The organism is Leifsonia sp. P73 (assembly GCF_051059105.1).
Taxonomy (GTDB): domain Bacteria; phylum Actinomycetota; class Actinomycetes; order Actinomycetales; family Microbacteriaceae; genus Leifsonia.
On the sequence record NZ_CP194931.1, the window covers coordinates 3,050,887 to 3,074,815 of the forward strand.

Below are 23,929 nucleotides of genomic sequence, written 5' to 3' on the forward strand. Positions count from 1 at the left end.
ATGGGCCGGGACCGTTGTGAACCATCCGTGCACACGCTGCGTGTTAAGGCAAGATGCGGCAGCGCACGGTGCCGTTCCCCAAAGACACGAGGCTCACGTGAAAAGGGTTCAACTCGCAGCGGTCGGCTGGGCCGGCGCGGGCGTCGCGCTCGTCCTCCTCCTCGGACTGCTCTCGGTCGAGTGGTGGATGACGCCGCTGCCCGCGACGGGCTGGGCGGCGGCCGCGGCGTACCTGTTGGTGTCGAACGTGCTGCTGGTCCGCGGCCTCCAGCGCCGCCGCACGGAACGCTTCGGCCCTGCCAACATCGTCACCTCGGTGCGCTCGACGCTGGTCGGGCTGATCACGGGACTGGTGGTGGCGTCGTTCAGCGGGGCTGTGCCGGTCCCACTGCTGGTCGGCCTGGTCATCCCCGCCCTCGCGCTCGACGCGGTCGACGGCTGGGTGGCGCGGCGCACCCGAAGCACGAGCGAGCTGGGCGCCCGGTTCGACATGGAGGTGGACGCGTTCCTGCTCCTGGTGCTCAGCGTCTACGTCGCGCCTGAGCTCGGGCCCTGGGTGCTGGCGATCGGGGCGCTGCGGTACGCGTTCGTGGCGGCCGGCTGGATGCTGCCGTGGATGCGCGCGACGCTGCCGTACCGGTACTGGCGGAAGGTGGTGACGGCGTACGCCGGGGTGGCGCTCGCGGTGGCGTGCACGGGGGCGCTGCCGGTGGTGAGCGGGGTGCTGGCCGCGGGTGCGCTGGTGCTGCTCGGGGAGTCGTTCGGGCGGGATGTGGTGTGGTTGGTGCGGGAGCGGAGCAGGGTGTCGTCGGAGAGGTGACGCAATCGCGGCCATTTCTACGAAACAGAGGTGGCCATTTCTACGAAACAGGAGTGGCCATTTCTACGAAACAACGGTGGCCGTTTCTACGATCGACATACGACTTAACCGACAACACGCTGATACCGTTAGCGTCATGGCGCTGATCGACCGGAATGTCTTCACCTTCGCTGACTCCATCGCCAGAGCCTTCCCGGCGCTCGTGATTCAGGGTGCGCGTCAGGTGGGTAAGAGCACTCTCGCGGGTCAGCTCGCGCGCACCAGGGATGCGCAGATCCTCACGCTCGATGACGAGCAGACCCGAACCGCGGCGGTCGAAGACCCGGCCGGTTTCGTCGACCAGAATCCTGACGGCATGCTCGTGATCGATGAGATTCAGCGTCACCCTGAGCTCACGCTCGCGGTCAAAGCGTCGATCGACCGCAATCGGCGTCCAGGTCGATTCATCTTGACCGGTTCCAGCGATCTTCTCCGTTCACGACGTGCGACAGACAGTCTCGCGGGGCGCGCGATATCCGTCTCGCTGCGATCGTTCTCGCAAGGGGAACTCCGCGGAACGAGGGAGGATTTCGTCCGCGCTGCTCTCGGCGGCGCACTCAAGGCGACTGTGACATCGGAGGTGTCTCGCAATGATTACGCACGAATGATCGCGTCCGGCGGTTATCCGGACGCGCGCGACCGGACCGCCCGGCTTCGCAGCATCTGGTTCGACGGTTACGTCGATCGCCTCGTCCGTCGCGATGCTCGCGAGCTCATCAACATTACCGACCCGCAGCGTTTGAAGAGTCTGCTCCGACTTATCGCAGCAAACCAGTCGGGTGAGTTGGTCAAAGCGCGATTCGCTCAGGACGCCGCTATCCCTCCTACCTCGATCACGGCCTATCTCGACACGCTGGAGATGCTGTTCCTCGTCGATCTCCTCCAGCCCTGGTCGCCCAATCTCACCTCTCGGGAGACGGGACGAGCGAAGGCGACGATCCCGGACTCCGGTCTCGCCTCCCGGCTGTCGCGCGTGACCGAGGGCCAGCTGACGCCAGTCGATGGGACCGCGCACCACTTCGGCGCTCTCATGGAGGGGTTCGTCGTCGGTGAGCTGCTGAAACAGCAGACCTGGTCCGACGAAGAGTTCGAGCTCTTCCACTATCGGACGAAGAGCGGGGTCGAAGTCGACATCGTGATCGAGTTGGCCGACGGCAGAGTCCTGGCGATCGAGGTCAAGTCCGGGAGCACCTTCAAGACCGATCATTTCGGGGGGCTGCGCTATCTGCGCGACAGGCTCGGAGATCGATTCATCGCAGGGATCGTTCTCAATACCGGTGGGACCGGATACCGCTATTCCGACCGGCTGTGGGGTCTTCCCGTCGCCTCGCTGTGGGAGCTCCCGGTTCCTACGATGGAGGAGTGACCACTCCCACCCACGACGCTCCGACGTCCGCCCGCCCGCGCGTCCTCTCGCTCGGCGGCCCCAGCCTCGTCATCGAGTTCGGCGGCTCCCGCTTCGCAGTGGATCCGACCTTCGATCGAGCGGGTGAGTACCCGATCGGCTCGCGGGTGCTCACCAAGACCGCGGACGCGCGACTCCGGCCCGAAGACCTGGGGCGCATCGACGCGGTGCTGCTCTCGCACGACCAGCACCCGGACAATCTCGACAGCAGCGGTCGCGCATATCTGCGGACGGCGCCGCTGGTGCTGACCACACCCGTCGCGGCCGGACGCCTCGACGCGTCGTGTCGCGGGCTCGAACCGTGGGATTCCGTCCTGATCGGAGGGGTGACCGTCACCGCCGTCCCCGCCCGGCACGGTCCGGACGGGACGGAGGCCGCGACCGGTCCCGTGACCGGGTTCGTCCTGGAGGCGGTGGGCTCGCCCACGGTCTACGTCTCCGGCGACAACGCCTCGCTCGACCTCGTGGCCGCCATCGCCGAGCGCTTCCCGGCGATCGAGCTCGCGATCCTGTTCGCGGGTGCGGCGAGGACGCCGCTGGTCGACGGCTTCCTCACGCTGACGAGCGAGGAGGCGGCGGAGGCAGCACGGATTCTGGGGCGGCCGCGCGTGCTCCCCGCGCACACGGAGGGCTGGGCGCACTTCACCGAGGACACCGACGCCTTCGTGTCCGCCTTCGCTGCGGCCGGACTCGGCGGCCTGCTCCTCGACAGCACGCCCGGGAGCTGGGCGTCGATCTGAGACTCGTCATCTAGGCTGGCCATCCCATCCACCCTTTCCCCGAAAGGCCCCACCATGCCGAACCCCATCGGACGGGCGCTGCGCGATCGGCGTGCCGGGCACGACAAGATCGTCTGGCTGCGGGACGGGCTGCAGAGCCCGGAGTCGTTCGTGCTGACCAGCCCGGCGTTCGCGGACGGGACGCCCATCCCGGCGCAGTATCGCGGCCGGCTGTTCGGGCAGGACCTGTCTCCGGCGCTCGAATGGACGGCGCCGCCGGTCGCCGCCGAGGAGCTGGTGCTCATCGTGGAGGACCCGGACGCGCCGCGCGCCGAGCCCGCCATCCACACGATCGCGCGGGGAATCGACCCGTCGCTCGGCGGACTGCCGGAGGGCGGGCTCGCGCGGAAGGGCGCGGCGTCCGGGGTGGCCTTCGGCCGGGGGTCGCTCGGCTCCCGTGGCTGGCACGGACCGATGCCGGTGCCGTCGCACGGGCCGCACACCTACGTCCTCCAGCTCTTCGCGGTGGACCGCCGGCTCGACCTCCCCGCCTCGTTCGGGCTGGAGGACGTCGTGCGTGAGATGAGCGGTCACGTCATCGCCCGCGCGCGACTCGACGGCACGTACGAGAACCCGTAAACACGCGAACGCCCCCACCCAACGAGAACGCCCCCGCCCACGAAGGGCAGGGGCGTCCGCGCTCCGACGGCTACTCGTCGTCGTGGTTGACCGATCCAGGCGCGATGCCCGGCACGTCGTTCGGACCGTAGATCTTCGCGTCACCGGGGTACGGCGACGTCCAGTGCTTGGTCTGGTACCAGGTGTAGCGGTTCATCAGCAGCGGGTTGTCGTAGTCCGGGATGGCCGGGTGTCCGGCCGTTCCGGTGAAGTGCTGCTTTCCGGCCCACTTCTGCCACTCGGCCGACACCGACTTCTCGGCGTCCGGCACGGCGGCGTCCTTCGCGGCCTGGGCGTTCACCGCGGCGGCCGCGGCTCCGGTCTGGCCGAGGGTGTCGTAGCCGCACGCCGGCTTGGTCGCCACGCCCTCCGTCAGCGGGACCTGGTTGGGGACCGCGGTGTACGGCGTCAGGTCCGGCTTGTTCTGGAACGCGTCCACCATCGGCGTCGCCGCGGCGATCTTCTGGTTGAGCGGCTGAGCGCCGAGGATCTGCTCGATCGTGCGGACCATGCTGATCTGCGAGTAGTAGGTGCTCACCGTCTTCCCGTGCACCGCGTACGGGCTGATGACCTGGATGGGCGCCCGGTGGCCGTCCACGTGGTCGGCCGAGTCCTGGCTGTCGTCCTCCGCCACGAAGATCGCGGAGTCCTTCCAGTACTGGGAGTGCGAGATCTCGTCGACGATCTTGCCGAGGGCGAGGTCGTTGTCGGCGACCATCGCCTTCGGGTCGGCGGTGCCTCCGGTGTGGTCGCTGGAGAGCCAGACCATGTTGAAGTTGGATGGGCCGTTCTTCTCGAAGTCCTGCTTCCAGGTCTCGTACCGGTAGATGTCCGGCACCGCGAGGTCGAACGGCGCCGCGTTCGGGTCGGAGATCGCGTTCAGCGACGGGATGACCGAGCCCGCGTTCCACTTGATCGACGGGTCGAAGAGCTGCGCGGAGGAGCCGCCGCCCATGACGCTCGTGGCGGCGCAGTAGTACTGCTGCCAGGTCGCGCCGGCCGGCTTGCCCTCGCCGTACTCGAACTCGCCGTAGTTCTTCGCGCTCTTCCCGGCGGACTGCACCGAGTTCCACAGGAAGCCGCTGCGCTGGTGGCCCAGCACATCCTCCTCCGTGTCGTAGGAGCGGGTGTACTCGCCGGCGCTGGTCTGGGTGTATGCGGTGTTGTCGCCCTGCATCAGCCAGTTGTGGCCCTCCGCCGAGTTCGTCCCGATGTCGTAAGTGTTGTCGTACAGGCCGAACTGCGAGGCGAGGGAGTGCTGGTTCGGCGTGACCGTCTGACCGAACTGGGTCAGCGACGGGTCGCCGTTGCCCTGCTTCATGTCGCCGTAGAGCTGGTCGTAGCCGCGGTTCTCCTTGACGACGAGGAACACATGCTTGATCGCCGACGGGTCTCCCAGGCGCTTCGGGATGGCCACCGACGCGTTGTCGCTCCGGTCGCCCTCCGCCTGCTTGAGGGAGTTCTCGGTCCAGCCGTTCTGCGCGTACACCTGAGCGGTCGCCTTGCGGATGTCCTGGTCGCTCGGGAGGGCGAACGTGGTGAGCGACGCGGTGGTCGAGTGCGTGCCGTGCCCGGTCACGACCGGGACGCCCGCACCCTTGTTGACGGTGATCCCCGGCCCGCGCGCGTCGATGCCGCGCGTGTTCGTGACGACGATCGAGCCGTTCACCGCCGCGACGTTCTCGGGGTAGTAGTCGGTCGGCAGGAGGCCGATGAGGCTCGCGGGGTCGCGCGGGTCGGCGGGGTTGATCTTGTAGACGGCGATCGCGTTGGCGTTGCCGAGGGAGACCAGCAGGTGGTCGCCCTGCAGGGTGACCGCGGTCGGCTGGTACCCGGTCTTGGAGGACGCCCACGGCTGGGTCGCGATCGTCTGGACGACGGCGCCGGAGCGCGTGTCGATCACCGAGACGGTGTCGCTGTTCGTGTTGGCGACGTACAGGGTCGTGCCGCTGAGGTGCATCGCGGTCGGGTGGAGCTCGACCGGGATGGACGCGACCGCGGCCGACGGGTTCGCCGTGTCGATGACGCTGACCGTGCCGGTCGTCGACGTGCCGAGGGTGGTGTCGGCGGGGACCTGCGTGCCGTACGACCCCATCGTGGTCTCGCCGGGGAGGGCGAAGCGGCCGCCCTCGTTGGAGACGTAGAGCTTGTTCCCGGCGAACGTCAGCTGGCGCGGAGCGATGCCGACAGCCACGGTCTGCTTGATCGTTCCGGCCGTCGGGTCGATCGCGACGACCGTGTTCTGGCCGTTGACCGCGGCGTAGAGGGTCGACCCGTCGGGCGAGAAGGTCATCCCGGCGGTCAGCGCCTCCTGGCCGGCGGCGGAGTTCGGGATGGCGATGGTGGTGCCGGCGCCGAGCGAGCCGTCCGCGTTGAACGGGTACCGCACGATCCCCGTCGCGACCGGCGCGAACAGGAACTTCCCGTCGGGCGAGAACACGGGGCCCTCCTGGCCGACGGTGCCGTCCGAGATCTTGAGGTACTTCATCGACCCGTAACCGGCGTTGGAGGCCGCGGTCGCGAACGAGGTCGCCGAGAGCGTGCCCGCCGCCGCGACCGGCTTGTAGGTCTTGAGGTCGAAGACCTGGAGGTCGACGGAGCGGTCGGCGCTGGTGCCGACGAGGAAGCGGCCGTCGGGGCTGACAGTCGAGCCCATGAGCTTGCCGAACGGCGTCATCAGGCGCGTCCCGGCCGGCCGGAGCAGCTGGTCGGACGAGATCTGCTCGCCGCCGGCGTAGTTCACGCCGACCTGCTGGTTTCCGAAGGCGATGGTGGAGGCGGTGGCGATGCCGCCGCCGAGGACGACGAGCGCGCAGGTCGCCGCGGTGACCGCGAGGACGCGCTGCCGCGGCGTGAGGGCGGAGAACCGGCGACTGCCGGATTTCTGGCGCCGGGGGGTGTTGCGAGGCATGGGGCGAGACCTTTCCCGAAAGCGGAGGAACTGAGAAGGCGAGGGACCTCATAGCGAGGTCACAGGCTCGACACTGATTGACCCTCGTCGGGGGGTCAACCAAACGGTTCATGAATGCAGGGTTACGGCGGCGCGCGAGGCCGGGCGTGTCGGCGGCGGCATCCCAGCCGGGGAGCGAGATGCGCAGGTGAACGCGGGCTGGGCGCCGTGCGCGCCGTCTGTCAGGACTCTCAGTCGCCCGCGCCGCCCCCGGCGGTGGGACGATGGCGGCATGGACAATCTGGAGACAGCCGAGGATTCCATCCGCCGGGCGCGCGCGAGCCTGGCGTCGGCCGCAGCGGCGGGGAGCGCTGCTCCCGCCGCCTGGGTCGAGCCGCTGCGGCTCGCGCTCGACGCGATCGAGAGCGCCGTCGCCGAGCTCAGCGAGCTGCGCGACCCGCCGCTGGAGAGCTCAGGGGAGACCGGGCCTGACGCCTCTTATATCCGCTGACGCCTCCTACATCCGCTGAGCGCGTTCAGCCGCCGAGCGCGGCGACGACGGTCTGCGCGTCGCCCCAGTACTGCGCGTAGTAGCCGGGGTCCGCGTTGACCTGCACGGCGTGCGCGGCCTCCGTGGGCGTCATCGACTGCCAGCCGGGGAGGCGTGCCAGCTTGCGGAAGAAGTTGGTCGCCGCCGTGTACGGGTCCATCCGGTCGGCGAGGGTGCCCCACGCGCCGTTGTCCCGCTGCTGGAAGAGTCCGCGGCTGTCCGGGCCCGCCGCGTCGCCGTAGTCGAGGTTGCGGAGGCCGGACTCGCCGATCGCGGTCATGACACCGATGGTCTCGCCGTACTGCCCGACGCCCTGGTCGCGGGCGGCCTGGAGGATCGTCGCCGCCATCGCGAGCTCCGGCGCGCAGAACCCGGCGACCGGCCCCTTCGGCACCGCGCGGCCGGCCACCGTGGTCCCGGTGGCGTCGGCGCAGGGCGGGGGCACTGCGGCGACGATCGCGGGCGAGGCCGCGAGCCGGGACGCCGCGAACAGCCCGCCTGCGACGACGAGGGTGGCCACCAGGAGGGCGACGACCGCCTTGCGCATCCCGCACCCCCGCCCGCTCGCCTCGCGCGGACCTCCCGCGCGGAGCACCACCCTAGGAGCCCGCGCTTTGCGCCCCCTGAGCGCCTCCTGACCAACCTCTGGACTGTCCGGGGAGGGCGGTGGCGTCAGCGGCGGCGACCGGCAGCACTCCCTGCGGCGAGGAGGGCCGCCCCCGCCACGGCGGCGCCGACCGCGCCGAGAGCGCGCCGGTTCCGTGATGCCCAGGCCTGCGCGCTCGTCCGCTTCGCCCGGTCGTCGAACGGGCCGTGCGTGCCGTGGTCGACCTCCCGGTCCGCCGGCTCCCACAGGTTGGCCGGCTGGTCGGCGGGCCGCGGCTCGTCGGTCTGCTGGGACGCGAACCCGGTCCGTCCGAGGTAGCGGTCGAGGAGGCCGGGGATCAGCCGGTTGCCGAGGATGGTCTCCACCGTGGACGCGCCCACCCAGTACGCCCGACGCGGACGCACCGCGGCGCGGACGATCGAGCGGGCGGCGACCTCCGGCTGGTAGATCGGCGGCACGGGCTGCGCCTGCTTCGGGAGGCGCGACAGCAGCCAGCGGAACTGCGGGGTGTTCATCGCAGGCAGGTGCACCATCGTGATCGCGACGTCGCTGTGGTCGTGCATCAGCTCGGCGCGCACCGACTCGGTGAAGCCGACGATCGCGTGCTTCGCGCCGCAGTACGCCGACTGCAGCGGGATGCCGCGGTAGGCGAGCGCGGAGCCGATCTGGACGATGGTCCCTCCGCCGGCCGGGCGCATCCGGCGCAGCGCCGCCATCGTGCCGTACACGAAGCCGAGGTAGCTCACCTCGGTGGTCCGGCGGAACTCGTCGGGCGCGATCCTGCCGATCTCCGCGAAGACGGACGAGAAGGCGCAGTTCACCCACACGTCGATGCGGCCCCACTCGCTCACGACGCGCTCCGCCGCGGCCTCGACGGCGTCCGCGTCGGCGACATCGACCGGTACGGTGAGCGCCCGGCCGCCGGCCTCGCGCACCTCGCCGGCCGCGGCCTCCAGCCCCGCCTCGCCGCGGGCCAAGAGCGCGACGCTCGCGCCGTGCCGCGCGAACTCGACGGCAGCGGCGCGGCCGACCCCGCCACTGGCGCCGGTCACGACGACGACGGCGCCCTCCAGTGTCTCGATGCGGCTCACGCGTGCTCCTCTCGCTCGGTGTCGGTGCCCGACTCCGATGCTCCGCCGCCTCCGGATTCGTTCAACCCCTTGCGCTCGGCGGCCCCAGGGCATTCCATCCCACCAGGGCATTCCATCCCAATGGAGGCCTCGGGCGACAGGGAGGCGCGACCATGACGAGCACCATCACCTCCGGCGGCGTGGACGTCCGCACGCTGGCAAGCGCGCTCGCCGACCGGGTCGACGGGGAGGTGCGCTTCGACGACGGCAGCCGCGCCGCCTATTCGACCGACGCCTCCAACTACCGGCAGGTGCCGATCGGCGTCGTCATCCCGCGCACCGTGGAGGCCGCGGTGGAGGCCATCGCCGTCTGCCGCGAGTTCGCCGCCCCCGTCTTCAGCCGCGGCGGCGGCACGAGCCTCGCCGGCGAGTGCACCAACCACGGCGTCGTCATCGACTGGAGCAAGTACTGCAACCGGGTGCTCTCCCTCGATGTCGACGCGCGCGTGGCCGTGGTCGAGCCCGGCATCGTGCTCGACGACCTCAACGCGATCCTCGCCCCGCACGGCCTCCAGTTCGGCCCCAAGCCGGCGACGCACTCGCACTGCACGCTCGGCGGGATGATCGGCAACAACTCGTGCGGCTCCAGCGCGCAGGCCTACGGCAAGACGGACGACAACGTGCGCCGGCTGGAGGTGCTGACCTACGAGGGCGACCGGTTCTGGGCCGGGCCGACCTCCACCGAGGAGTTCGAGCGCATCCAGGTCGAAGGCGGCCGGGTCGCGGAGCTCTACACGGCGATGCGCGACCTCGCCGAGGAGGACGGCGACCTGATCCGCGAGCGCTACCCGCGCATCCCGCGCCGGGTCTCGGGCTACAACCTGGACTCGTTGCTTCCGGAGGCGGGCTTCGACGTGGGCAGGGCGCTGGTCGGCTCGGAGTCCACGCTGGTCACGGTGCTGCGAGCCGAGCTCGACCTGGTGCCGCTGCCGCCGGCGCGCACCTTCCTGGTGCTCGGCTTCCCGAGCATCGAGGACGCCGCCGACGCCGCCCCGACGATCGCCGTGCACGACCCGCTCACCATCGAGGGCATCGACAGCGTGCTGGTCAACGACCAGAAGACCAAGCGGCAGAACGTGGAGGCGCTGCACCTGCTCCCCGAGGGCGACGGCTGGCTGGTGTGCGAGTTCGGCGGCGACAGCCGGGAGGAGTCCGACGCGAAGGCGCAGCGGGCGGTCGCCGTGCTGCGCGAGCGGGACGTCGTGCCGGACGATCGCGTCTTCGACGATCCCACGCAGCAGAAGGAGATCCTGGAGGTGCGCGAGGCCGGGCTCGGCGCCACCGCGTGGATGCCCGGCCGGCCCGACACCTGGGAGGGCTGGGAGGACGCCGCCGTGCCCCCGGAGCGCCTGGGCGACTACCTGCGCGACTTCGGCCGGCTCCTCCACGAGTTCGGTTACGAGAACGTGTCCCGCTACGGCCACTTCGGGCAGGGCTGCCTGCACTGCCGCATCCCGTTCGACCTGGTCACCGAGGAGGGGATCGCGCACTACCGCGCGTTCATCGGCCGCGGCGCGGAGCTGGTCGCGCAGTACGGCGGGTCGCTCTCCGGCGAGCACGGCGACGGGCAGGCGCGCGGCGCGCTGCTGCCGATCATGTTCGGCGAGGAGGTCGTCCGGCTGTTCGAGCGGTTCAAGGCGCTGTTCGACCCGCACGACCGGATGAACCCGGGCAAGGTCGTGCGCCCCAACCTGCCGACCGAGGACCTCCGGCTCGGCGCCGGCTACGGCCCGAAGGTCGACGTCGAGCTGCACTTCTCCTACCCGAAGGATCGCGGGCAGTTCGACCGCGCCGCCCTGCGCTGCGTGGGCGTCGGCAACTGCCGCAGCCACAGCGGCAACGTCATGTGCCCGTCGTTCCGCGCCACGAACGAGGAGGAGCACTCCACGCGCGGGCGGTCGCGGCTGCTCTTCGAGATGCTGGAGGGTCAGTACCGGGAGAGCCCGATCGCCGACGGCTGGCGCTCCACCGAGGTGAAGGACGCCCTCGACCTGTGCCTGTCGTGCAAGGGCTGCAAGACCGACTGCCCGGTGAACGTCGACATGGCGACCTACAAGGCCGAGTTCCTGTCGCACCACTACGCGGGGAGGCTGCGCCCGGCCGCCCACTACACGATGGGCTGGCTGCCGGTCTGGGCGCGGATGGCGAGCGTCGCCCCGTCCCTCGTGAACCGGCTCGCCCGCCTCCCTGGCGTCGCGCGCGTCGCGAAGCGCCTCGGCGGTGTGGAGCCCGACCGTCCGGTGCCGCGGTTCGCGCCGCAGCGCTTCACGGACTGGTTCGCCGCCCGGCCGCCCGCGCCTGCCGCGCCGCTGGGCGACGTGATGATCTGGCCGGACACCTTCACCGACAACTTCCACCCGTCCATCGGCCGCGCGGCGGTCGCCGTGCTGGAGGACGCCGGCCACCGCGTCGTGCTGCCGCCGGGGCACCTGTGTTGCGGGCTGACCTGGATCTCGACCGGGCAGCTCGCGACGGCGGGGAGGATGCTCGCGCACACGGCGGCGGCGCTCGCCGCGGCGCTGGGCGACGGCGTCCCGCTGGTCGGGCTGGAGCCGAGCTGCCTCGCGGTGTTCCGCTCGGACGCGCCGGAGCTGCTGCCGGACGACCCGAACGTCGCCGTCGTCGCGGAGCGGGCGACCTCCTTCGCCGAGCTGCTGCAGCGGACACCCGAGTGGTCGCCTCCGCACGTCGGCGGCAGCGCGGTGGTGCAGCCGCACTGCCACCAGCACGCGGTCGGCGGTTTCGCGGCGGACCAGGCCATCCTCGACGCCGCCGGAATCGAGACCACCACCGTGGAGGGCTGCTGCGGCCTCGCCGGCAACTTCGGGTTCGAGGCCGGCCACCTGGACGTGTCGGCGGCGGCCGCGGAGCACGCGCTGCTGCCCGCCCTCCGGGAGGCGGGCGCCGACGCGCGTGTGATCGCCGACGGCTTCAGCTGCCGCACGCAGGTGGAGCAGCTCGCCGACACGCTCGGCCCGGGTCAGCGGCCGCTGCACCTCGCCGAGGTGCTCGCGCTGCAGTTCGGCTCGCGACGAGGTGTGCCCGTTCGCGTAGACCGCCCGGGCCGCGCCGCCGAGCGCGTCCCGGCACCCGCGGTCGAGCGTGCGCTCTCCTCCGACCGGGTGCGGCAGCGCTCGTGAGCGGAGGCCGGACGGGCCAGGCCAAGGCGGGGACGAGGTCCCGAAACACTCGTCCCCGCCGCTTGGTCGCCCCGGCTCCGCATCGCCATGGTGCCGGGGAGGTCTGCGTCATGCGCAAGTGTTATCCGATACGCGCAGAAAGTCGATGCCCGAACCCCGGATTCACTGTCATCGCGGAACTCGACCCACCCTCCGCCGAAGGGCACGTAAACGCCCCTCAGAGTGCGTTTGAGGGGCGTTTACGTGCCCCTCGGCAGAGGACTGCTGCGGGAGGAGGGGAGGGAACGGCATGATGGGCGCATGAGTGTGCGTCCTCCCGCGGTGGTCGTGCGCGGCCTCCGCAAGTCGTACGGGTCCTTCGAGGCCCTGCGCGGCGTCGACTTCGAGATCGCCGACGGCGAGACCTTCGCGCTGCTCGGGCCGAACGGTGCGGGCAAGAGCACGACCATCGAGATCCTGGAGGGCTACCGCGACCGGTCTGGCGGCGAGGCGAGCGTGCTCGGGGCCGACCCGGGCAAGGCCGGCACCGCGTGGAAGGCGCGGCTCGGGATCGTCCTGCAGTCCGGGGCCGAGGCCGCGAACGTGACCGTCCGTGAGCAGCTCACGCAGTTCGCGCGCTACTACCCGCGCAGCCGCGACGTCGAGGAGGTCATCGCCGCCGTCGGGCTGGAGGAGAAAGCGAAGGTCCGCATCCGCAACCTGTCGGGAGGGCAGCGCCGGAGGCTGGATGTCGCCCTCGGGGTGATCGGGCGCCCGGAACTGCTCTTCCTCGACGAGCCGACGACCGGATTCGACCCGGAGGCCCGGCGGCAGTTCTGGGAGCTGGTGCGCGGGCTGAAGCGGGAGGGCACGACCATCCTCCTCACCACCCACTATCTCGACGAGGCCGCGCAGCTGAGCGACCGGGCCGCCGTGATCGCGCACGGCGCGCTGCTCGACATCGGCGCGGTGGACGCGATCGGCGGGGCGGCGGCGCGCGTCCCGATCGTCCGCTGGCGCGACTCCACCGGCGCCCCGCACGAGGAACGCACCGACGCGCCCGGAGCGCTGGTCGCCCGGCTCGCCGCCGAGGCCGGCGGGGAGCCCCGCGACCTGGAGGTCATCCGCCCCAGCCTGGAGGACATCTACCTCGCACTGGTGCGGGAGGCGGACGAGCGCGCCGGCGAGGAGATGGCCGCATGACCTCGGTCGCGCTGGGCTGGGCCCGCATCCGCTACGAGGTGCTCGTGTACTTCCGCCAGGCGGACACCATCTTCTTCACGTTCTTGTTCCCGGTGGTCATGCTCGGGATCTTCTCCGTCGCGTTCCAGGGTCTCGGCAAGGGCGGCGCCGCCCCCGACGGCAGCGGCGGCATCACGCAGGCCGCCTACTACCTGCCCGGGATGATCGCCGCCGGCATCCTCCTCAGCGGGGTGCAGAACCTCGCCGTCGACATCGCCGTGGAGAAGAGCGACGGGACGCTGAAGCGCCTGGGCGGCACCCCGCTGCCGGTCGTCTCGTACTTCCTGGGCAAGATGGGCCAGGTCATCGCGACGAGCATCCTCCAGATCGCGCTGCTGCTGTTCGTCGCCCGGGTGCTGTTCGGGGTGGCGCTGCCGACCGACCCGCAGGCCTGGCTGCGCTTCGCCTGGATCTACGCGCTCGGCATCGTCACATCCGCCGTGCTGGGCATCGCGCTCTCCGCGGTGCCGCGCACGGGCAAGAGCGCGACGGCGGTCATCATCCCGATCGTGCTGGTGCTGCAGTTCATCTCGGGCGTCTACCTGGCCTTCAACCTGCTGCCGACCTGGCTGCAGAACATCGCCAGCCTGTTCCCGCTCAAGTGGATCGCGCAGGGGATGCGGAGCGTGTTCCTCCCGGCGAGCTTCGAGGCGGCCGAGCCGAGCGGGAGCTGGCAGCTCGGCTGGATCGCGGTGGTGCTGCTGATCTGGCTCGTCGCCGGGCTGGTCGCGTGCCGGCTGTCCTTCCGGTGGATCCGGAAGGACGGCCAGTGACGCGGACTCACTCGATGGGCGTGTCCGGGTCGTGCCCCCACTCCGCCCACGACCCGTCGTAGACCCGCACGTTCGGGTGCCCGAGCAGGTAGCGCAGCGCGAACCACTCGGCAGAGCCGCGGTTGCCGATCGTGCAGTAGGTGATGACCTCCGCGTCGGGCTCGACCGCGGCGAACATGCCCGCCAGCGTGTCGCGGTCGCGGAACCGGCCGCGCTCGTCGAACACGCCGGCCGCGTCCACGTTCACCGCCGACGGGATGCGTCCCGCGCGGCCTCCCGGCTCCGGGGTCCCGGACGGCCAGAAGCGCTCGCCGGTGTACTCGGCGGCGCTCCGGGAGTCCACGATCGTGGTGCCTGCGCGGTCGATCGCCGCGCGCACGCCGGCGGCGCTGGCCCGGATCGCGTCGTCCGGAGCGGGAAGCGGATAGCGGGAGGGCGCCACGTCCGGCATCTCCGTGGTCCAGGGCCGGCCGGCCTCCTGCCAGACCGCACGGGAGGTGTCGAGGATGCGCGCGTCCGCGTGCCGGAACAGCGTCATCAGCCAGAACCCGAGCGACGGGGCGTAACCGTAGAACACGACCGTCGTGTCCGGGGTGATGCCGGATCGCTCGAAGAGCGCGCGGATCGCGTCGTCCGCGACCGGCCGGTAGTCCGGACCTTTGAGGTCCGCGTACGGATTCCAGAGCACGGCGCCGGGAAGGTGGCCCGACGTGTAGGCGGTGGCGTTCACGTCCACCTCGATGACGCGGACGCCGGGGTCCGCGAGGTGGGATTCGAGCCAGTCCGGCCGAACGAGCGGGACGGGGTCGAGGGGAGCATCGGCGCGCACGCCGGCTCGGGGAGTGGTGGTGGTGATGGAGCTCATGGCGGCCTCCCTGCGGCTCACTCCAACTGGATCCAGCCGAGCAGGTCCTCCCGCGCGACTGCCTGGAAGAGGGCAGGATGGTCGGACCGCATGTGGGCGCTGATGTCGTCGACGACCTCGGCGTCGGTCTCGCCGCGGGCGATGTAGCCGCATTCGCACCGGATGATCCTGGTCATCTCGTCCTCCCTCATAGTTCTACGCAGGGCCCGTTGGCAGAATGTTGGCATGACGTTGGCGTCCGGTGGAGTCCGGGTGCAGCTCTGCGGGACACTGCACCTTGAAGTGGCGGGGGAGCGGCTGGAGGACGGCCTCCCTGGCCGCCAGGGGCGGCTCCTGTTCGCGTACCTCGTGCTCAACCGGCACCGCCCGTGCACCCGCGACGAGTTGGGCGAAGCGGTTTGGCCCGGCGCGGTCGCCGTCCACGGCGCCGGGCTGAACCCGCTGGTGTCCAAGCTGCGGCGGCTGCTCGGCGCCGACGCGCTGGAGGGGCGGGCGGCGCTGCGGCTGGAGCTGGGCGACGACGCCCACGTGGATGTGGAGTGGGCGGAGCAGGCCGTCCACCGCGCCGAGTCGCAGGTCGCCCTCGGGCACTGGGCGGCGGCGTGGGGTCCCGCGATCGGCGCGATGCTGGTGGCCCAGCGGGAGTTCCTGCCCGGCGAGGACGCCGGCTGGATCGCGGAGGAGCGCCGCACGCTCGCCGACATCCTCGTACGCGCGCTGGACGCCTACGGGGTCGCGACCCTGGAGATGGGCGGAACCGAGCTTCCTGCCGCCGTGCGCGCGGGGCGCCGCCTGGTGTCGGTCGCACCGCTGCGCGAGACCGGCTACCAGGTGCTCATGCGGGCGCTCCAGCGGCAGGGGGATGTCGGCGCGGCGGTGGCGGTGTACGGCGAGTTGCGCGCGCTGCTGCGGGACGAGCTGGGAGTCTCCCCGACCCCCGCCACCCAGCAGCTTTACGCGTCCCTCCTCGCCGACTCCTGAGCCGCCGAAGGGCACGTAACGCCCCTAAAACCGCGCTTTAAGGGCGTTTACGTGCCCTTCGACGTCAGGCGACGCCCTTCGCGAGCATGCTTTCGGCGGCGGAGAGGACGGCCTCCTCCCACGGCCGCGGCTCGAACCCGAGCACGCGGCGCGCCTTCTCGCTCGACACCTTCTTCCGGTACCCGAGCTCGGCCGCCATCGACCGCATCCCCGGGTTCGCCTCCGCCGCCGCGCGCACCGCGGCATCGGGAAGCAGCGCCGTCGCCGCAGGCACCCGGCTCGCGCGCGCGCCGAGCCCGTCCCGCAGCGCGGCTCCGACCTCCGCGAGCGGCACCGCGTCCTCCTGGGACGCGAGCAGGAAACGCTCGCCCGCCGCGCCCTCGGCGGTGATCGCGGCGATGTGCGCCGCGGCGACGTCGCGCACATCCACGAACGGGACGGCGAAGTCCGGATACGCGGGCAGCTCGCCCGTGAGCACGCGCCGCACCAGGTGGTTCGCGCCCGAGAGACCGGTGCCGATCAGCGGCCCGACGACCGCGACCGGGAGCATCGTGACCAGCTCGGTGGGGCCGCCGTCGAGCAGCTCCCACGCCGCGCGCTCGGCGAGCACCTTGCTGCGCCCGTAGGCGTCCATCCCCGGGCCGTCGAGCGGCGACCAGTCCGCCTCCGTGAACGCGCGGTCGAGGGGAGGGTGACCGAACCCGACCGCGTGGAACGCGGAGGTGAGCACGACGCGCGGCAGCCCCGCGTCCCGGGCGGCGCGCAGCACCCGCAGCGTGCCCTCTCGCGCCGGCACGATCACGTCGTCCTCGTCTTCGACCGGACCCAGGTGGACGGGGGAGGCGACGTGCAGGACCGCGTCGACGCCCTCCACCGCGTCGGCCCAGCCGGCGTCGTCCAGGAGGTCGGCCGCGACAAAGCGCAGCGCGTCGCCGTTCGTCATCCCCGCCTCGGCCAGAGCGGCGCGCGCGGCGTCCTCGCGGTCGAGCGAGCGGATGGTGGCGCGGACCTCGTGGCCGCTGCCGAGAAGCTGAAGGATGATGTGCCCGGCGATGAAGCCGGAGCCGCCGGTGACGAGGAGGCGCTGGTCTGCCATGCTCGGTCCTTTCGGTCGGGTCGGGTGCTGACCCTTCGATGGTTCCCCCGCCGGCCGGACGCATCCAGACCCCTGTCCACACTGGTAGCCGGAGGGACACCCTGCCCGGCCCGGCTCCGCGTAGCGTGGACCGCATGAACGTCGAGGCGGAGGGGCAGGGCAACCTGCTTGGGGAGTTCCTGCGCGCCCGCCGCGAACTGGTCTCGCCCGAGAGCGTCGGCATCCCCGTTCTCGGCACGCGCCGCGTGGCCGGCCTCCGCCGCGAGGAGGTCGCGATGCTGTCCGGCATCAGCGCCGAGTACTACCTCCGCCTGGAGCAGGGCCGCGACCGCAACCCGTCCGGGCAGGTGCTTCGCTCGATCGCGCGCGTGCTGCAGCTGGACGAGGAGGCGACCACATACCTGCTCGGGCTGCCGGACAGCGACCGGGCCCCGCGCCGGCCGCGCCGCCCGCGGGCCGAGACGCTTCCGGAGAGCTTGGGCGCCCTCGTGCCGCAACTCCCGTTCCCGGCGTTCGTGGAGGGCCGCTACCTCGACGTGCTCGCCGCCAACGCCCTCGCCTCCGCGCTCTCGCCGCGGCTGGTCCCCGGACGCAACCGGATGCGCGACGTCTTCCTCGACCCGGCCGAGCAGGCGCTCTTCCCCGACTGGGAGGCCGCCTCCGCCGTGCTGATCGCGGGCTTCCGGCGCTCGGTCGGCGCCGACGCGGACGACGCGCGCGTGGTCGAGCTGGTCGGCGAGCTGTCGATCGCCAGCCCGGTGTTCCGGAGGCTGTGGAGCCGGCACGACGTCCGCGAACGCCAGGGCGCGACCTTCGCGTTCCAGCATCCCCAGGTCGGGCCGCTCGCGGTGCACCGCGAGAAGCTGCAGGTCACCGGCACCGACGGGATCGTGCTCGTGCTCTATCACGCCGCCACGGACGCCGACGCGGAGAAGCTGCGGCTGCTGGGAGCGCTGGCCGACACAGCGGAGGCGCCCGCGACCGAGCGCTCGGGCTTGTAAGGTGGAGTGATCCACGGGGGACTCGCCTATCGGGGCGACGTGTCTGGTTCGATTTCCAGAGTCCTCCACCCGCTTCGTCCACGCGCCTCGGGTCCCGGGGGTCTGGCGCTCTCGCGCCGAAAGCGTTGAGATGGACCATGACGAACCTGACGCTGATCCAGCGCTCGCCGGATCCGGAGGCCGTCGGCACGTCCCGCGACCGCCGGCCCACCCTGGCCGAGCGGTTCCGGGCGATGGGACGCAGCCGCATCGGCGCGCTGCTCCTGCTGCTCGCGACGCTCATCGCCATCGTCTGGGCGAACATCTCCTTCACCGGCTACGAGCATTTCTGGGAGACGCACCTCACGCTCGGGCTGGGCGACCTCCACCTCGACTTCACGCTCCATGCCCTCGTCAACGACGCGCTCATGGCGATCTTCTTCTTCACCGTGGGGCTGGAGGTGCGGCGCGAGTTCGCGATCGGCGAGCTCACGAGCTGGTCGCGCGCGGTCGTCCCCGTCGTCGCGGCGATCTTCGGGCTGGCGGTGCCGGCGGTCATCTTCGTGCTGTTCGCGATGGGGACCGGCCACGCCAACGCCTGGGGTGTCGTGATCTCGACTGACACGGCCTTCCTGGTCGGCGGCCTCGCCCTGATCGGGCCGCGCGCGGTCGGCCGCCTCCGGGTGTTCCTGCTCGCACTCGCCGTGGTGGACGACATCGGCGCGCTGAGCATCATCGCGCTGGTGTACACGAAGGACTTCAACCCGGTGCCGCTGATCGTCGCGGCGGTCGGGTTGGTCGGTGTGTACTTCACGCGGTACCTTCGCGGCGGCCGCGGGCCGGTCTACGGGACGCTCGCCGTGATCGTCTGGCTGGCGTTCCTCGCGTCGGGCGTCCACCCGACGCTGGCCGGGGTCGCGATCGCCCTGTTGATCCCGGTGTACCGGCCCAACCGGCGGGACGTCGAGCACGCGCTCGACCTGGCGAGGACGTTCCGGCAGTCGCCGAACACCGAGTATGCCCGGGCTGCGGCCAACAGTCTGCGGGAGTCCATCTCCATCAACGAGCGGCTGCAGTCGGCGTGGTCGCCGTACGTCGCGTACGTGGTGCTCCCGCTGTTCGCACTCGCCAACGCGGGCGTACGGCTGAACGGCGACATCCTGGCCGGCGCAGTGGTCTCCCCGTTGGCGTGGGGCGTGGTCGCCGGGCTCGTGGTCGGTAAGTTCGTCGGCGTGTTCGGCTCGACCGTGCTGCTGCGGGCGCTGCGGATCGGCGAGTTCGGCCCGGGCCTCACGGTGGACCGGCTGGCCGGCGGCGCCGCCCTGTGCGGGATCGGCTTCACCATCTCCCTGTTCATCGTGGACCTCGCCATCCCGGAGGTGGCCGCCCAGAACGCCGCCCGGGTCGGCGTGCTGGCGGCGACGGTCATCGCGTTCGCGGTCGCGACGATCGTGTTCCGTCTCTCCGACGTTCACCGGCCCAAGGAGGAGATGGGGCTCACGCTCGTGCGTCCGGTCGACCCGAGGCGCGACCACGTCTTCGGCGACCCGAACGCGCCGTTCACGATCGTGGAGTACGGCGACTTCCAGTGCGGCTTCTGCCTCAAGGCCACCGGATCGGTCGGCGAAGTGCGCGAGGTGCTCGGCGACAACCTCCGCTACGTCTGGCGGCACGCCCCGCTGACGCGGTTCCATCCGAACGCGCTCGCCGCGGCGGAGGCCTCGGAGGCGGCCGCCCGGCAGGGCAGGTTCTTCGAGTTCGAGCGCAGCCTGTTCGCCGACCAGGAGCACCAGCTCCCGTCGGACATCATGCGCCGTGCGGTCGAGCTCGGCCTCGACCTGGAGCGGTTCGAGGCCGACCTGAGCTCGCCGGAGGTGGCCGCGCGCGTCCGGGACGACATGCTCGACGCGGAGGCGATGGACATCACCGCCGTGCCGACCTTCTTCATCAACGGCCGCCGCCACATGGGCCCGTACGACGCGCAGTCGCTCATCCGGGCGCTGCAGGCGAGCGTCGCGGCGCCGTGATGGCTCAGGCCACCGCCGCGCCCGGCACGGCGAGCTCCCCGGTCAGGTACTGCGACCTCCCGAAGCCGAACGACCAGTCCTCCGGGCCGTTCTCGATGTAGCCGATGAAGACGTCCTCCCCGGCGACGCCGACCTCCCCGAGCCGTCGTGCGATCTCGGCGAACAAGCTCCGCTTGGCCTCGGTCGCGCGGCCGCGCTGCGTGAAGATCTGGATGACGACCACGCCGTCGCTGCGCTCGAAGCCGAGTCCGGCGTCCTCCGCGATGATCGTGCCCGCCGGGCGCTCGGTGACGATCTGGAACCGGTCGCGCCGGGGGATGCGGTACTCGCTCACGATGGCGTCGTGGACGGCGTCGGCGATGGCGCGGACGGCGGACGCCGGGCGGCCCTCCTGGAGTTCGATGCGGACGAGGGGCATGGGGACCTCCGTTGTGGCAGATTGATAGTTTGTCCTGTCAAATGATACGCTTCTGACACGAACCACAGCACGTCCCCGATGAAGGAGTTCCGCGACATGACCGAGCCTCGCGACCTGACCCAGCAGGGGGAGCCGTTCGACCTGATCACCATCGGGCGCATCGGCGTCGACCTCTACCCCCTGCAAGACGGGGTCGGGCTGGAGGACGTCGAGACGTTCGGCAAGTTCCTCGGCGGCAGTGCGACCAACGTCTCGATCGCCGCAGCACGGCAGGGCCTGCGCTCGGCAGTGATCACCGCCACCGGCGACGACCCGTTCGGGCGCTACGCCCACCGCGAGCTGCGCCGGCTGGGAGTCGACGACCGCTTCGTCGGCACGGTCGACACCCTCAAGACGCCGGTGACTTTCTGTGAGATCTTCCCGCCGGACGACTTCCCGCTGTACTTCTACCGCGATCCGCTCGCTCCCGACCTCGCCATCACGGCGAAGGACCTCGACCTCGACGCGATCAGCCGTGCCCGCATCTACTGGTCGACCGTGACGGGCCTGTCCCGCGACCCGAGCCGCGCCGCGCACCATGTGGCGTGGGAGGCGCGGGGTCGGCGACCGCTCACGGTCCTCGACCTCGACTACCGGCCGATGTTCTGGCCGAGCGGGGCGACAGCCACGGCCGAGGTGGAGCGAGCGCTCGGCCAGGTCACCGTCGCGGTCGGCAACCGCGAAGAGTGCGAGATCGCGGTCGGCGAGACCGAGCCGATGCGGGCGGCCGACGCCCTTCTCGACCGCGGCGTCGAGCTGGCCGTCGTCAAGCAGGGCCCGCGCGGCGTGCTCGCCAAGACGCGCGAGGAGACGGTGGAGGTGCCTCCGTACTTCGTGGAGGTCGTCAACGGCCTCGGCGCGGGCGACGGCTTCGGCGGCGCGCTCTGCTACGGCCTGCTGCAGGACTGGTCGCTGGAGCGGGTCATCCGCTTCGCCAACATCGCCGGAGCCATCGTCGCCACGCGGCGAGAGTGCTCCACCGCCATGCCGACGACCGCCGAGGTCGAATCGGTGCTGAAGGAGCTCCAGAATGTCCACAGCTGACCTGATCGCCGGCTCCGCTCCGATCATCGACGAGGCCGCCTTCGAGCGCCTCCGCGCCCGCCGCCACACCAGCCCCGACGACGTCGCGACCGTGCTCGCCGCGCGCACCCGGCGCCCGCTGGTCCGCGACGACGGCCGCCTCTTCATCGTCGCGGCCGACCATCCGGCCCGCGGCGCCCTCGGCGTCGGCGACGACCCGATCGCGATGGCCGACCGCTACGACCTCCTCCAGCGGCTCGCGCTCGCGCTGTCCCGCCCGGGGGTGGACGGCGTGCTCGGCACCCCCGACATCATCGAAGACCTGGCGCTGCTCGGCGCCCTCGACGACAAGATCGCCGTGGGCTCGATGAATCGCGGCGGCCTCCGCGGCGCCGTCTTCGAGATGGACGACCGCTACACCGGCTACGACGTCGACGCGATGGTGCACGACGGCGTGGACGCGGCCAAACTGCTCGTCCGCGTCAACCTGGAGGACGCCGGCACGGCCCGCACGCTGGAGGCGACGGCGCACGCGGTCACCGCGGCGGCCCGGGCGCGGCTCCCGATCCTCCTCGAACCGTTCATGAGCCGCTGGAGCGACGGCCGGATCGTCAACGACCTCACGACGGACGCGGTGATCCACTCGGTGGCCATCGCCTCCGGCCTGGGCGCCTCGTCGGCGTACACCTGGCTGAAGCTCCCGGTCGTTCCCGAGATGGAACGCGTCATGGCGGCGACCACGCTGCCCACGCTCCTGCTCGGCGGCGACACCGACGCCGCGCCCGAGGAGACCTTCGCGTCGTGGGAGGCTGCGCTCGCCCTCCCGGGCGTGCACGGGCTCGTCGTCGGGCGTACCCTCCTCTATCCGAAGGACGGGGACGTCGGCCGCGCCGTCGACATCGCCGCCTCCCTCGTCCACGGCCGCTGATCCGGCCCGCTCACCGCACGCAGCACCTCGAAGGAACGACACCATGACCAGCACCGACACCTCTACAACCCCCGTCGCCGCGGGCGAGCTGCCGACGATCCCGCACTGGATCGACGGCGCCGAGCGGCCCTCCACGAGCGGGCGCACCGCTCCGGTCTTCAACCCGGCCCTCGGCGTCGCGACGGCGAACGTCGCCCTCGCCGATCAAACCGAGATCGACGAGGCGATCGCGTCGGCGCAGCGTGGGTTCGAGGTGTGGGGGCAGTACTCCATCGCCCGGCGGCAGTCGGTGCTCTTCGCCTTCCGCGAGCTGCTGAACGCGCGCAAGGGCGAGCTGGCGTCGATCATCACCGCGGAGCACGGCAAGGTGCTCTCCGACGCGATGGGCGAGATCCTGCGCGGCCAGGAGGTCGTGGAGCTGGCGACCGGGTTCCCGCACCTGATCAAGGGCGCCTACTCCGAGAACGCGTCCACCGGCATCGACGTGTACTCGCTGAAGCAGCCGCTCGGCGTCGTGGGCGTCATCTCCCCGTTCAACTTCCCGGCGATGGTGCCGATGTGGTTCTTCCCCGTCGCGATCGCGGCGGGCAACGCGGTCGTGCTCAAGCCGTCCGAGAAGGACCCGTCGGCGGCGCTGTGGCTCGCCAGGCTGTGGAAGGAGGCCGGCCTCCCGGACGGCGTCTTCACTGTGCTCCAGGGCGACAAGCTCGCCGTCGACGGCCTGCTGAACAGCCCGGTCGTCCAGTCCATCTCGTTCGTCGGGTCGACCCCGATCGCGAAGTACATCTACGAGACGGCGGCGAAGAACGGCAAGCGCGTTCAGGCGCTCGGCGGCGCGAAGAACCACATGCTGGTGCTGCCCGACGCCGACCTCGACCTGGTCGCCGACCAGGCGGTCAACGCCGGGTACGGCGCGGCGGGCGAGCGCTGCATGGCCGTCTCGGTCGTGCTCGCCGTGGAGCCGGTCGCGGACGACCTCATCGCGAAGATCACCGAGCGCATCGGAAAGCTGCGCATCGGCAACGGCGCGGGCGACGGCCGGGGCGAGCCGGACATGGGGCCGCTGATCACCGGCGTGCACCGCGACAAGGTGTCCGGCTACGTCGACATCGCTGAGGCTGACGGCGCGGACATCGTGGTCGACGGCCGCGGCTTCACCGTCGAGGGCCACGAGGACGGCTTCTTCTTCGGACCGACCCTGATCGACAACATCCCGATCACCTCCGTCGCCTACCGTGAGGAGATCTTCGGGCCGGTGCTCTCCGTCGTGCGCGTGCAGACGTTCCAGGAAGGGCTCGACCTCATCAACTCCGGTCGGTTCGGCAACGGCACGGCGATCTTCACCAACGACGGCGGCGCCGCGCGGCGATTCCAGAACGAGGTGCAGGTCGGCATGATCGGCATCAACGTGCCCATCCCTGTCCCGGTCGCCTACCACTCGTTCGGCGGCTGGAAGGCCTCCCTGTTCGGCGACGCCAAGGCGTACGGCGTGCACGGCTTCGACTTCTTCACCCGAGAGAAGGCGATCACCAGCCGCTGGCTCGACCCGGCGACGCACGGCGGCATCAACCTCGGCTTCCCGCAGAACACCTGAGGATCG

General features: G+C 71.3%; 21 protein-coding genes. 14 read left to right on the plus strand and 7 right to left on the minus strand.

Annotated features, from left to right (window positions below):
* Nucleotides 1–97: 97 nt before the first annotated feature.
* The 4 genes from ACQ86L_RS15700 (at nucleotide 98) to ACQ86L_RS15715 (ending at nucleotide 3,622) form a co-directional block, all read left to right on the plus strand.
* Nucleotides 98–820, plus strand: coding sequence for a CDP-alcohol phosphatidyltransferase family protein (locus ACQ86L_RS15700; protein ID WP_434316244.1), 723 nt, complete (start codon nucleotides 98–100; stop codon nucleotides 818–820).
* A 136-nt stretch (nucleotides 821–956) separates the two neighbouring features.
* Nucleotides 957–2,225, plus strand: a complete 1,269-nt coding sequence (locus ACQ86L_RS15705; RefSeq protein WP_434316245.1) for an ATP-binding protein — start codon at nucleotides 957–959, stop codon at nucleotides 2,223–2,225.
* On the plus strand, nucleotides 2,222–3,004 hold the full coding sequence (locus tag ACQ86L_RS15710) for an MBL fold metallo-hydrolase (protein WP_434316246.1): 783 nt from the start codon (nucleotides 2,222–2,224) through the stop codon (nucleotides 3,002–3,004). Before ACQ86L_RS15705 ends, ACQ86L_RS15710 begins: the two co-directional genes overlap by 4 nt.
* 54 nt (nucleotides 3,005–3,058) lie before the next feature.
* On the plus strand, nucleotides 3,059–3,622 hold the full coding sequence (locus ACQ86L_RS15715; protein WP_434316247.1) for a YbhB/YbcL family Raf kinase inhibitor-like protein: 564 nt from the start codon (nucleotides 3,059–3,061) through the stop codon (nucleotides 3,620–3,622).
* Nucleotides 3,623–3,692: 70 nt separating this feature from the next.
* On the opposite strand, the gene ACQ86L_RS15720 is transcribed toward ACQ86L_RS15715, so the two are convergent.
* The gene (locus ACQ86L_RS15720) at nucleotides 3,693–6,572 is read right to left on the minus strand and encodes an alkaline phosphatase family protein (protein WP_434316248.1); all 2,880 of its coding nucleotides are present in this window, start codon (nucleotides 6,570–6,572) and stop codon (nucleotides 3,693–3,695) included.
* Between the two features lie 271 nt (nucleotides 6,573–6,843).
* Between ACQ86L_RS15720 and ACQ86L_RS15725 the strand changes: the two genes are divergently transcribed.
* Complete coding sequence (locus ACQ86L_RS15725; protein WP_434316249.1) at nucleotides 6,844–7,062, plus strand: hypothetical protein; 219 nt, start codon at nucleotides 6,844–6,846, stop codon at nucleotides 7,060–7,062.
* A gap of 25 nt (nucleotides 7,063–7,087) precedes the next feature.
* Here ACQ86L_RS15725 and ACQ86L_RS15730 read toward each other — a convergent pair whose 3' ends face one another.
* Together ACQ86L_RS15730 and ACQ86L_RS15735 are read right to left on the minus strand one after the other, a co-directional pair.
* Nucleotides 7,088–7,648: a hypothetical protein gene (locus ACQ86L_RS15730; RefSeq protein ID WP_434316250.1), complete on the minus strand. Its 561-nt coding sequence runs from the start codon at nucleotides 7,646–7,648 to the stop codon at nucleotides 7,088–7,090.
* 125 nt (nucleotides 7,649–7,773) lie between these two features.
* Complete coding sequence (locus tag ACQ86L_RS15735) at nucleotides 7,774–8,799, minus strand: SDR family oxidoreductase (RefSeq protein ID WP_434316251.1); 1,026 nt, start codon at nucleotides 8,797–8,799, stop codon at nucleotides 7,774–7,776.
* Between the two features lie 152 nt (nucleotides 8,800–8,951).
* Here ACQ86L_RS15735 and ACQ86L_RS15740 point away from each other — a divergent pair, with 152 nt between their 5' ends.
* From ACQ86L_RS15740 to ACQ86L_RS15750, 3 genes are all read left to right on the plus strand, one after another.
* On the plus strand, nucleotides 8,952–11,978 hold the full coding sequence (locus ACQ86L_RS15740; RefSeq protein WP_434316252.1) for an FAD-binding and (Fe-S)-binding domain-containing protein: 3,027 nt from the start codon (nucleotides 8,952–8,954) through the stop codon (nucleotides 11,976–11,978).
* Nucleotides 11,979–12,278: 300 nt separating this feature from the next.
* A complete protein-coding gene (locus ACQ86L_RS15745; RefSeq protein WP_434316253.1) occupies nucleotides 12,279–13,160 on the plus strand; it encodes an ABC transporter ATP-binding protein in 882 nt (293 codons plus the stop codon).
* Nucleotides 13,157–13,972, plus strand: a complete 816-nt coding sequence (locus tag ACQ86L_RS15750) for an ABC transporter permease (protein ID WP_434316254.1) — start codon at nucleotides 13,157–13,159, stop codon at nucleotides 13,970–13,972. The genes ACQ86L_RS15745 and ACQ86L_RS15750 overlap by 4 nt, the downstream gene beginning before the upstream one ends.
* Before the next feature lie 7 nt (nucleotides 13,973–13,979).
* Here the strand turns inward: ACQ86L_RS15750 and ACQ86L_RS15755 are convergent, their stop codons facing one another.
* Nucleotides 13,980–14,837, minus strand: a complete 858-nt coding sequence (locus tag ACQ86L_RS15755; protein ID WP_434316255.1) for a sulfurtransferase — start codon at nucleotides 14,835–14,837, stop codon at nucleotides 13,980–13,982.
* A gap of 17 nt (nucleotides 14,838–14,854) precedes the next feature.
* Nucleotides 14,855–15,013 (minus strand): DUF1059 domain-containing protein, encoded by a 159-nt coding sequence (locus tag ACQ86L_RS15760; RefSeq protein WP_185275210.1) that lies wholly within the window; start codon nucleotides 15,011–15,013, stop codon nucleotides 14,855–14,857.
* Nucleotides 15,014–15,062: 49 nt separating this feature from the next.
* Between ACQ86L_RS15760 and ACQ86L_RS15765 the strand changes: the two genes are divergently transcribed.
* Complete coding sequence (locus ACQ86L_RS15765) at nucleotides 15,063–15,818, plus strand: AfsR/SARP family transcriptional regulator (RefSeq protein WP_434316256.1); 756 nt, start codon at nucleotides 15,063–15,065, stop codon at nucleotides 15,816–15,818.
* Nucleotides 15,819–15,882: 64 nt separating this feature from the next.
* Here the strand turns inward: ACQ86L_RS15765 and ACQ86L_RS15770 are convergent, their stop codons facing one another.
* Complete coding sequence (locus ACQ86L_RS15770) at nucleotides 15,883–16,914, minus strand: NAD-dependent epimerase/dehydratase family protein (protein WP_434316257.1); 1,032 nt, start codon at nucleotides 16,912–16,914, stop codon at nucleotides 15,883–15,885.
* A gap of 134 nt (nucleotides 16,915–17,048) precedes the next feature.
* On the opposite strand from ACQ86L_RS15770, the gene ACQ86L_RS15775 reads away from it, so the two are divergent.
* A complete protein-coding gene (locus tag ACQ86L_RS15775; protein WP_434316258.1) occupies nucleotides 17,049–17,915 on the plus strand; it encodes a helix-turn-helix domain-containing protein in 867 nt (288 codons plus the stop codon).
* A gap of 137 nt (nucleotides 17,916–18,052) precedes the next feature.
* On the plus strand, nucleotides 18,053–19,921 hold the full coding sequence (nhaA, locus tag ACQ86L_RS15780) for a Na+/H+ antiporter NhaA (RefSeq protein ID WP_434316259.1): 1,869 nt from the start codon (nucleotides 18,053–18,055) through the stop codon (nucleotides 19,919–19,921).
* A gap of 4 nt (nucleotides 19,922–19,925) precedes the next feature.
* Here the strand turns inward: nhaA and ACQ86L_RS15785 are convergent, their stop codons facing one another.
* Nucleotides 19,926–20,339 (minus strand): tautomerase family protein, encoded by a 414-nt coding sequence (locus tag ACQ86L_RS15785; protein WP_434316260.1) that lies wholly within the window; start codon nucleotides 20,337–20,339, stop codon nucleotides 19,926–19,928.
* 96 nt (nucleotides 20,340–20,435) lie between these two features.
* Here ACQ86L_RS15785 and iolC point away from each other — a divergent pair, with 96 nt between their 5' ends.
* From iolC to ACQ86L_RS15800, 3 genes are read left to right on the plus strand one after another with little or no spacing between them, the layout of a single operon-like run.
* Complete coding sequence (gene iolC, locus ACQ86L_RS15790; protein WP_434316261.1) at nucleotides 20,436–21,422, plus strand: 5-dehydro-2-deoxygluconokinase; 987 nt, start codon at nucleotides 20,436–20,438, stop codon at nucleotides 21,420–21,422.
* Entirely contained in the window at nucleotides 21,409–22,329 is a 921-nt protein-coding gene (locus ACQ86L_RS15795) for a class I fructose-bisphosphate aldolase (protein ID WP_434316262.1), read from the plus strand. Before iolC ends, ACQ86L_RS15795 begins: the two co-directional genes overlap by 14 nt.
* Nucleotides 22,330–22,372: 43 nt before the next feature.
* Nucleotides 22,373–23,923, plus strand: a complete 1,551-nt coding sequence (locus ACQ86L_RS15800; protein WP_434316263.1) for a CoA-acylating methylmalonate-semialdehyde dehydrogenase — start codon at nucleotides 22,373–22,375, stop codon at nucleotides 23,921–23,923.
* Nucleotides 23,924–23,929: the final 6 nt, after the last annotated feature.

Excerpts from the sequence above, each read along its gene's own strand:
- ACQ86L_RS15705 (WP_434316245.1), top strand. The coding sequence starts at position 957 with ATGGCGCTGATCGACCGGAATGTCTTCACCTTCGCTGACTCCATCGCC.
- ACQ86L_RS15715 (WP_434316247.1), top strand. The coding sequence starts at position 3,059 with ATGCCGAACCCCATCGGACGGGCGCTGCGCGATCGGCGTGCCGGGCAC.
- ACQ86L_RS15720 (WP_434316248.1), bottom strand. The coding sequence starts at position 6,572 with ATGCCTCGCAACACCCCCCGGCGCCAGAAATCCGGCAGTCGCCGGTTC.
- ACQ86L_RS15725 (WP_434316249.1), top strand. The coding sequence starts at position 6,844 with ATGGACAATCTGGAGACAGCCGAGGATTCCATCCGCCGGGCGCGCGCG.
- ACQ86L_RS15730 (WP_434316250.1), bottom strand. The coding sequence starts at position 7,648 with ATGCGCAAGGCGGTCGTCGCCCTCCTGGTGGCCACCCTCGTCGTCGCA.
- ACQ86L_RS15740 (WP_434316252.1), top strand. The coding sequence starts at position 8,952 with ATGACGAGCACCATCACCTCCGGCGGCGTGGACGTCCGCACGCTGGCA.
- ACQ86L_RS15745 (WP_434316253.1), top strand. The coding sequence starts at position 12,279 with ATGAGTGTGCGTCCTCCCGCGGTGGTCGTGCGCGGCCTCCGCAAGTCG.
- ACQ86L_RS15750 (WP_434316254.1), top strand. The coding sequence starts at position 13,157 with ATGACCTCGGTCGCGCTGGGCTGGGCCCGCATCCGCTACGAGGTGCTC.
- ACQ86L_RS15755 (WP_434316255.1), bottom strand. The coding sequence starts at position 14,837 with ATGAGCTCCATCACCACCACCACTCCCCGAGCCGGCGTGCGCGCCGAT.
- ACQ86L_RS15760 (WP_185275210.1), bottom strand. The coding sequence starts at position 15,013 with ATGACCAGGATCATCCGGTGCGAATGCGGCTACATCGCCCGCGGCGAG.
- ACQ86L_RS15765 (WP_434316256.1), top strand. The coding sequence starts at position 15,063 with ATGACGTTGGCGTCCGGTGGAGTCCGGGTGCAGCTCTGCGGGACACTG.
- ACQ86L_RS15770 (WP_434316257.1), bottom strand. The coding sequence starts at position 16,914 with ATGGCAGACCAGCGCCTCCTCGTCACCGGCGGCTCCGGCTTCATCGCC.
- ACQ86L_RS15775 (WP_434316258.1), top strand. The coding sequence starts at position 17,049 with ATGAACGTCGAGGCGGAGGGGCAGGGCAACCTGCTTGGGGAGTTCCTG.
- nhaA (WP_434316259.1), top strand. The coding sequence starts at position 18,053 with ATGACGAACCTGACGCTGATCCAGCGCTCGCCGGATCCGGAGGCCGTC.
- ACQ86L_RS15785 (WP_434316260.1), bottom strand. The coding sequence starts at position 20,339 with ATGCCCCTCGTCCGCATCGAACTCCAGGAGGGCCGCCCGGCGTCCGCC.
- iolC (WP_434316261.1), top strand. The coding sequence starts at position 20,436 with ATGACCGAGCCTCGCGACCTGACCCAGCAGGGGGAGCCGTTCGACCTG.
- ACQ86L_RS15795 (WP_434316262.1), top strand. The coding sequence starts at position 21,409 with ATGTCCACAGCTGACCTGATCGCCGGCTCCGCTCCGATCATCGACGAG.
- ACQ86L_RS15800 (WP_434316263.1), top strand. The coding sequence starts at position 22,373 with ATGACCAGCACCGACACCTCTACAACCCCCGTCGCCGCGGGCGAGCTG.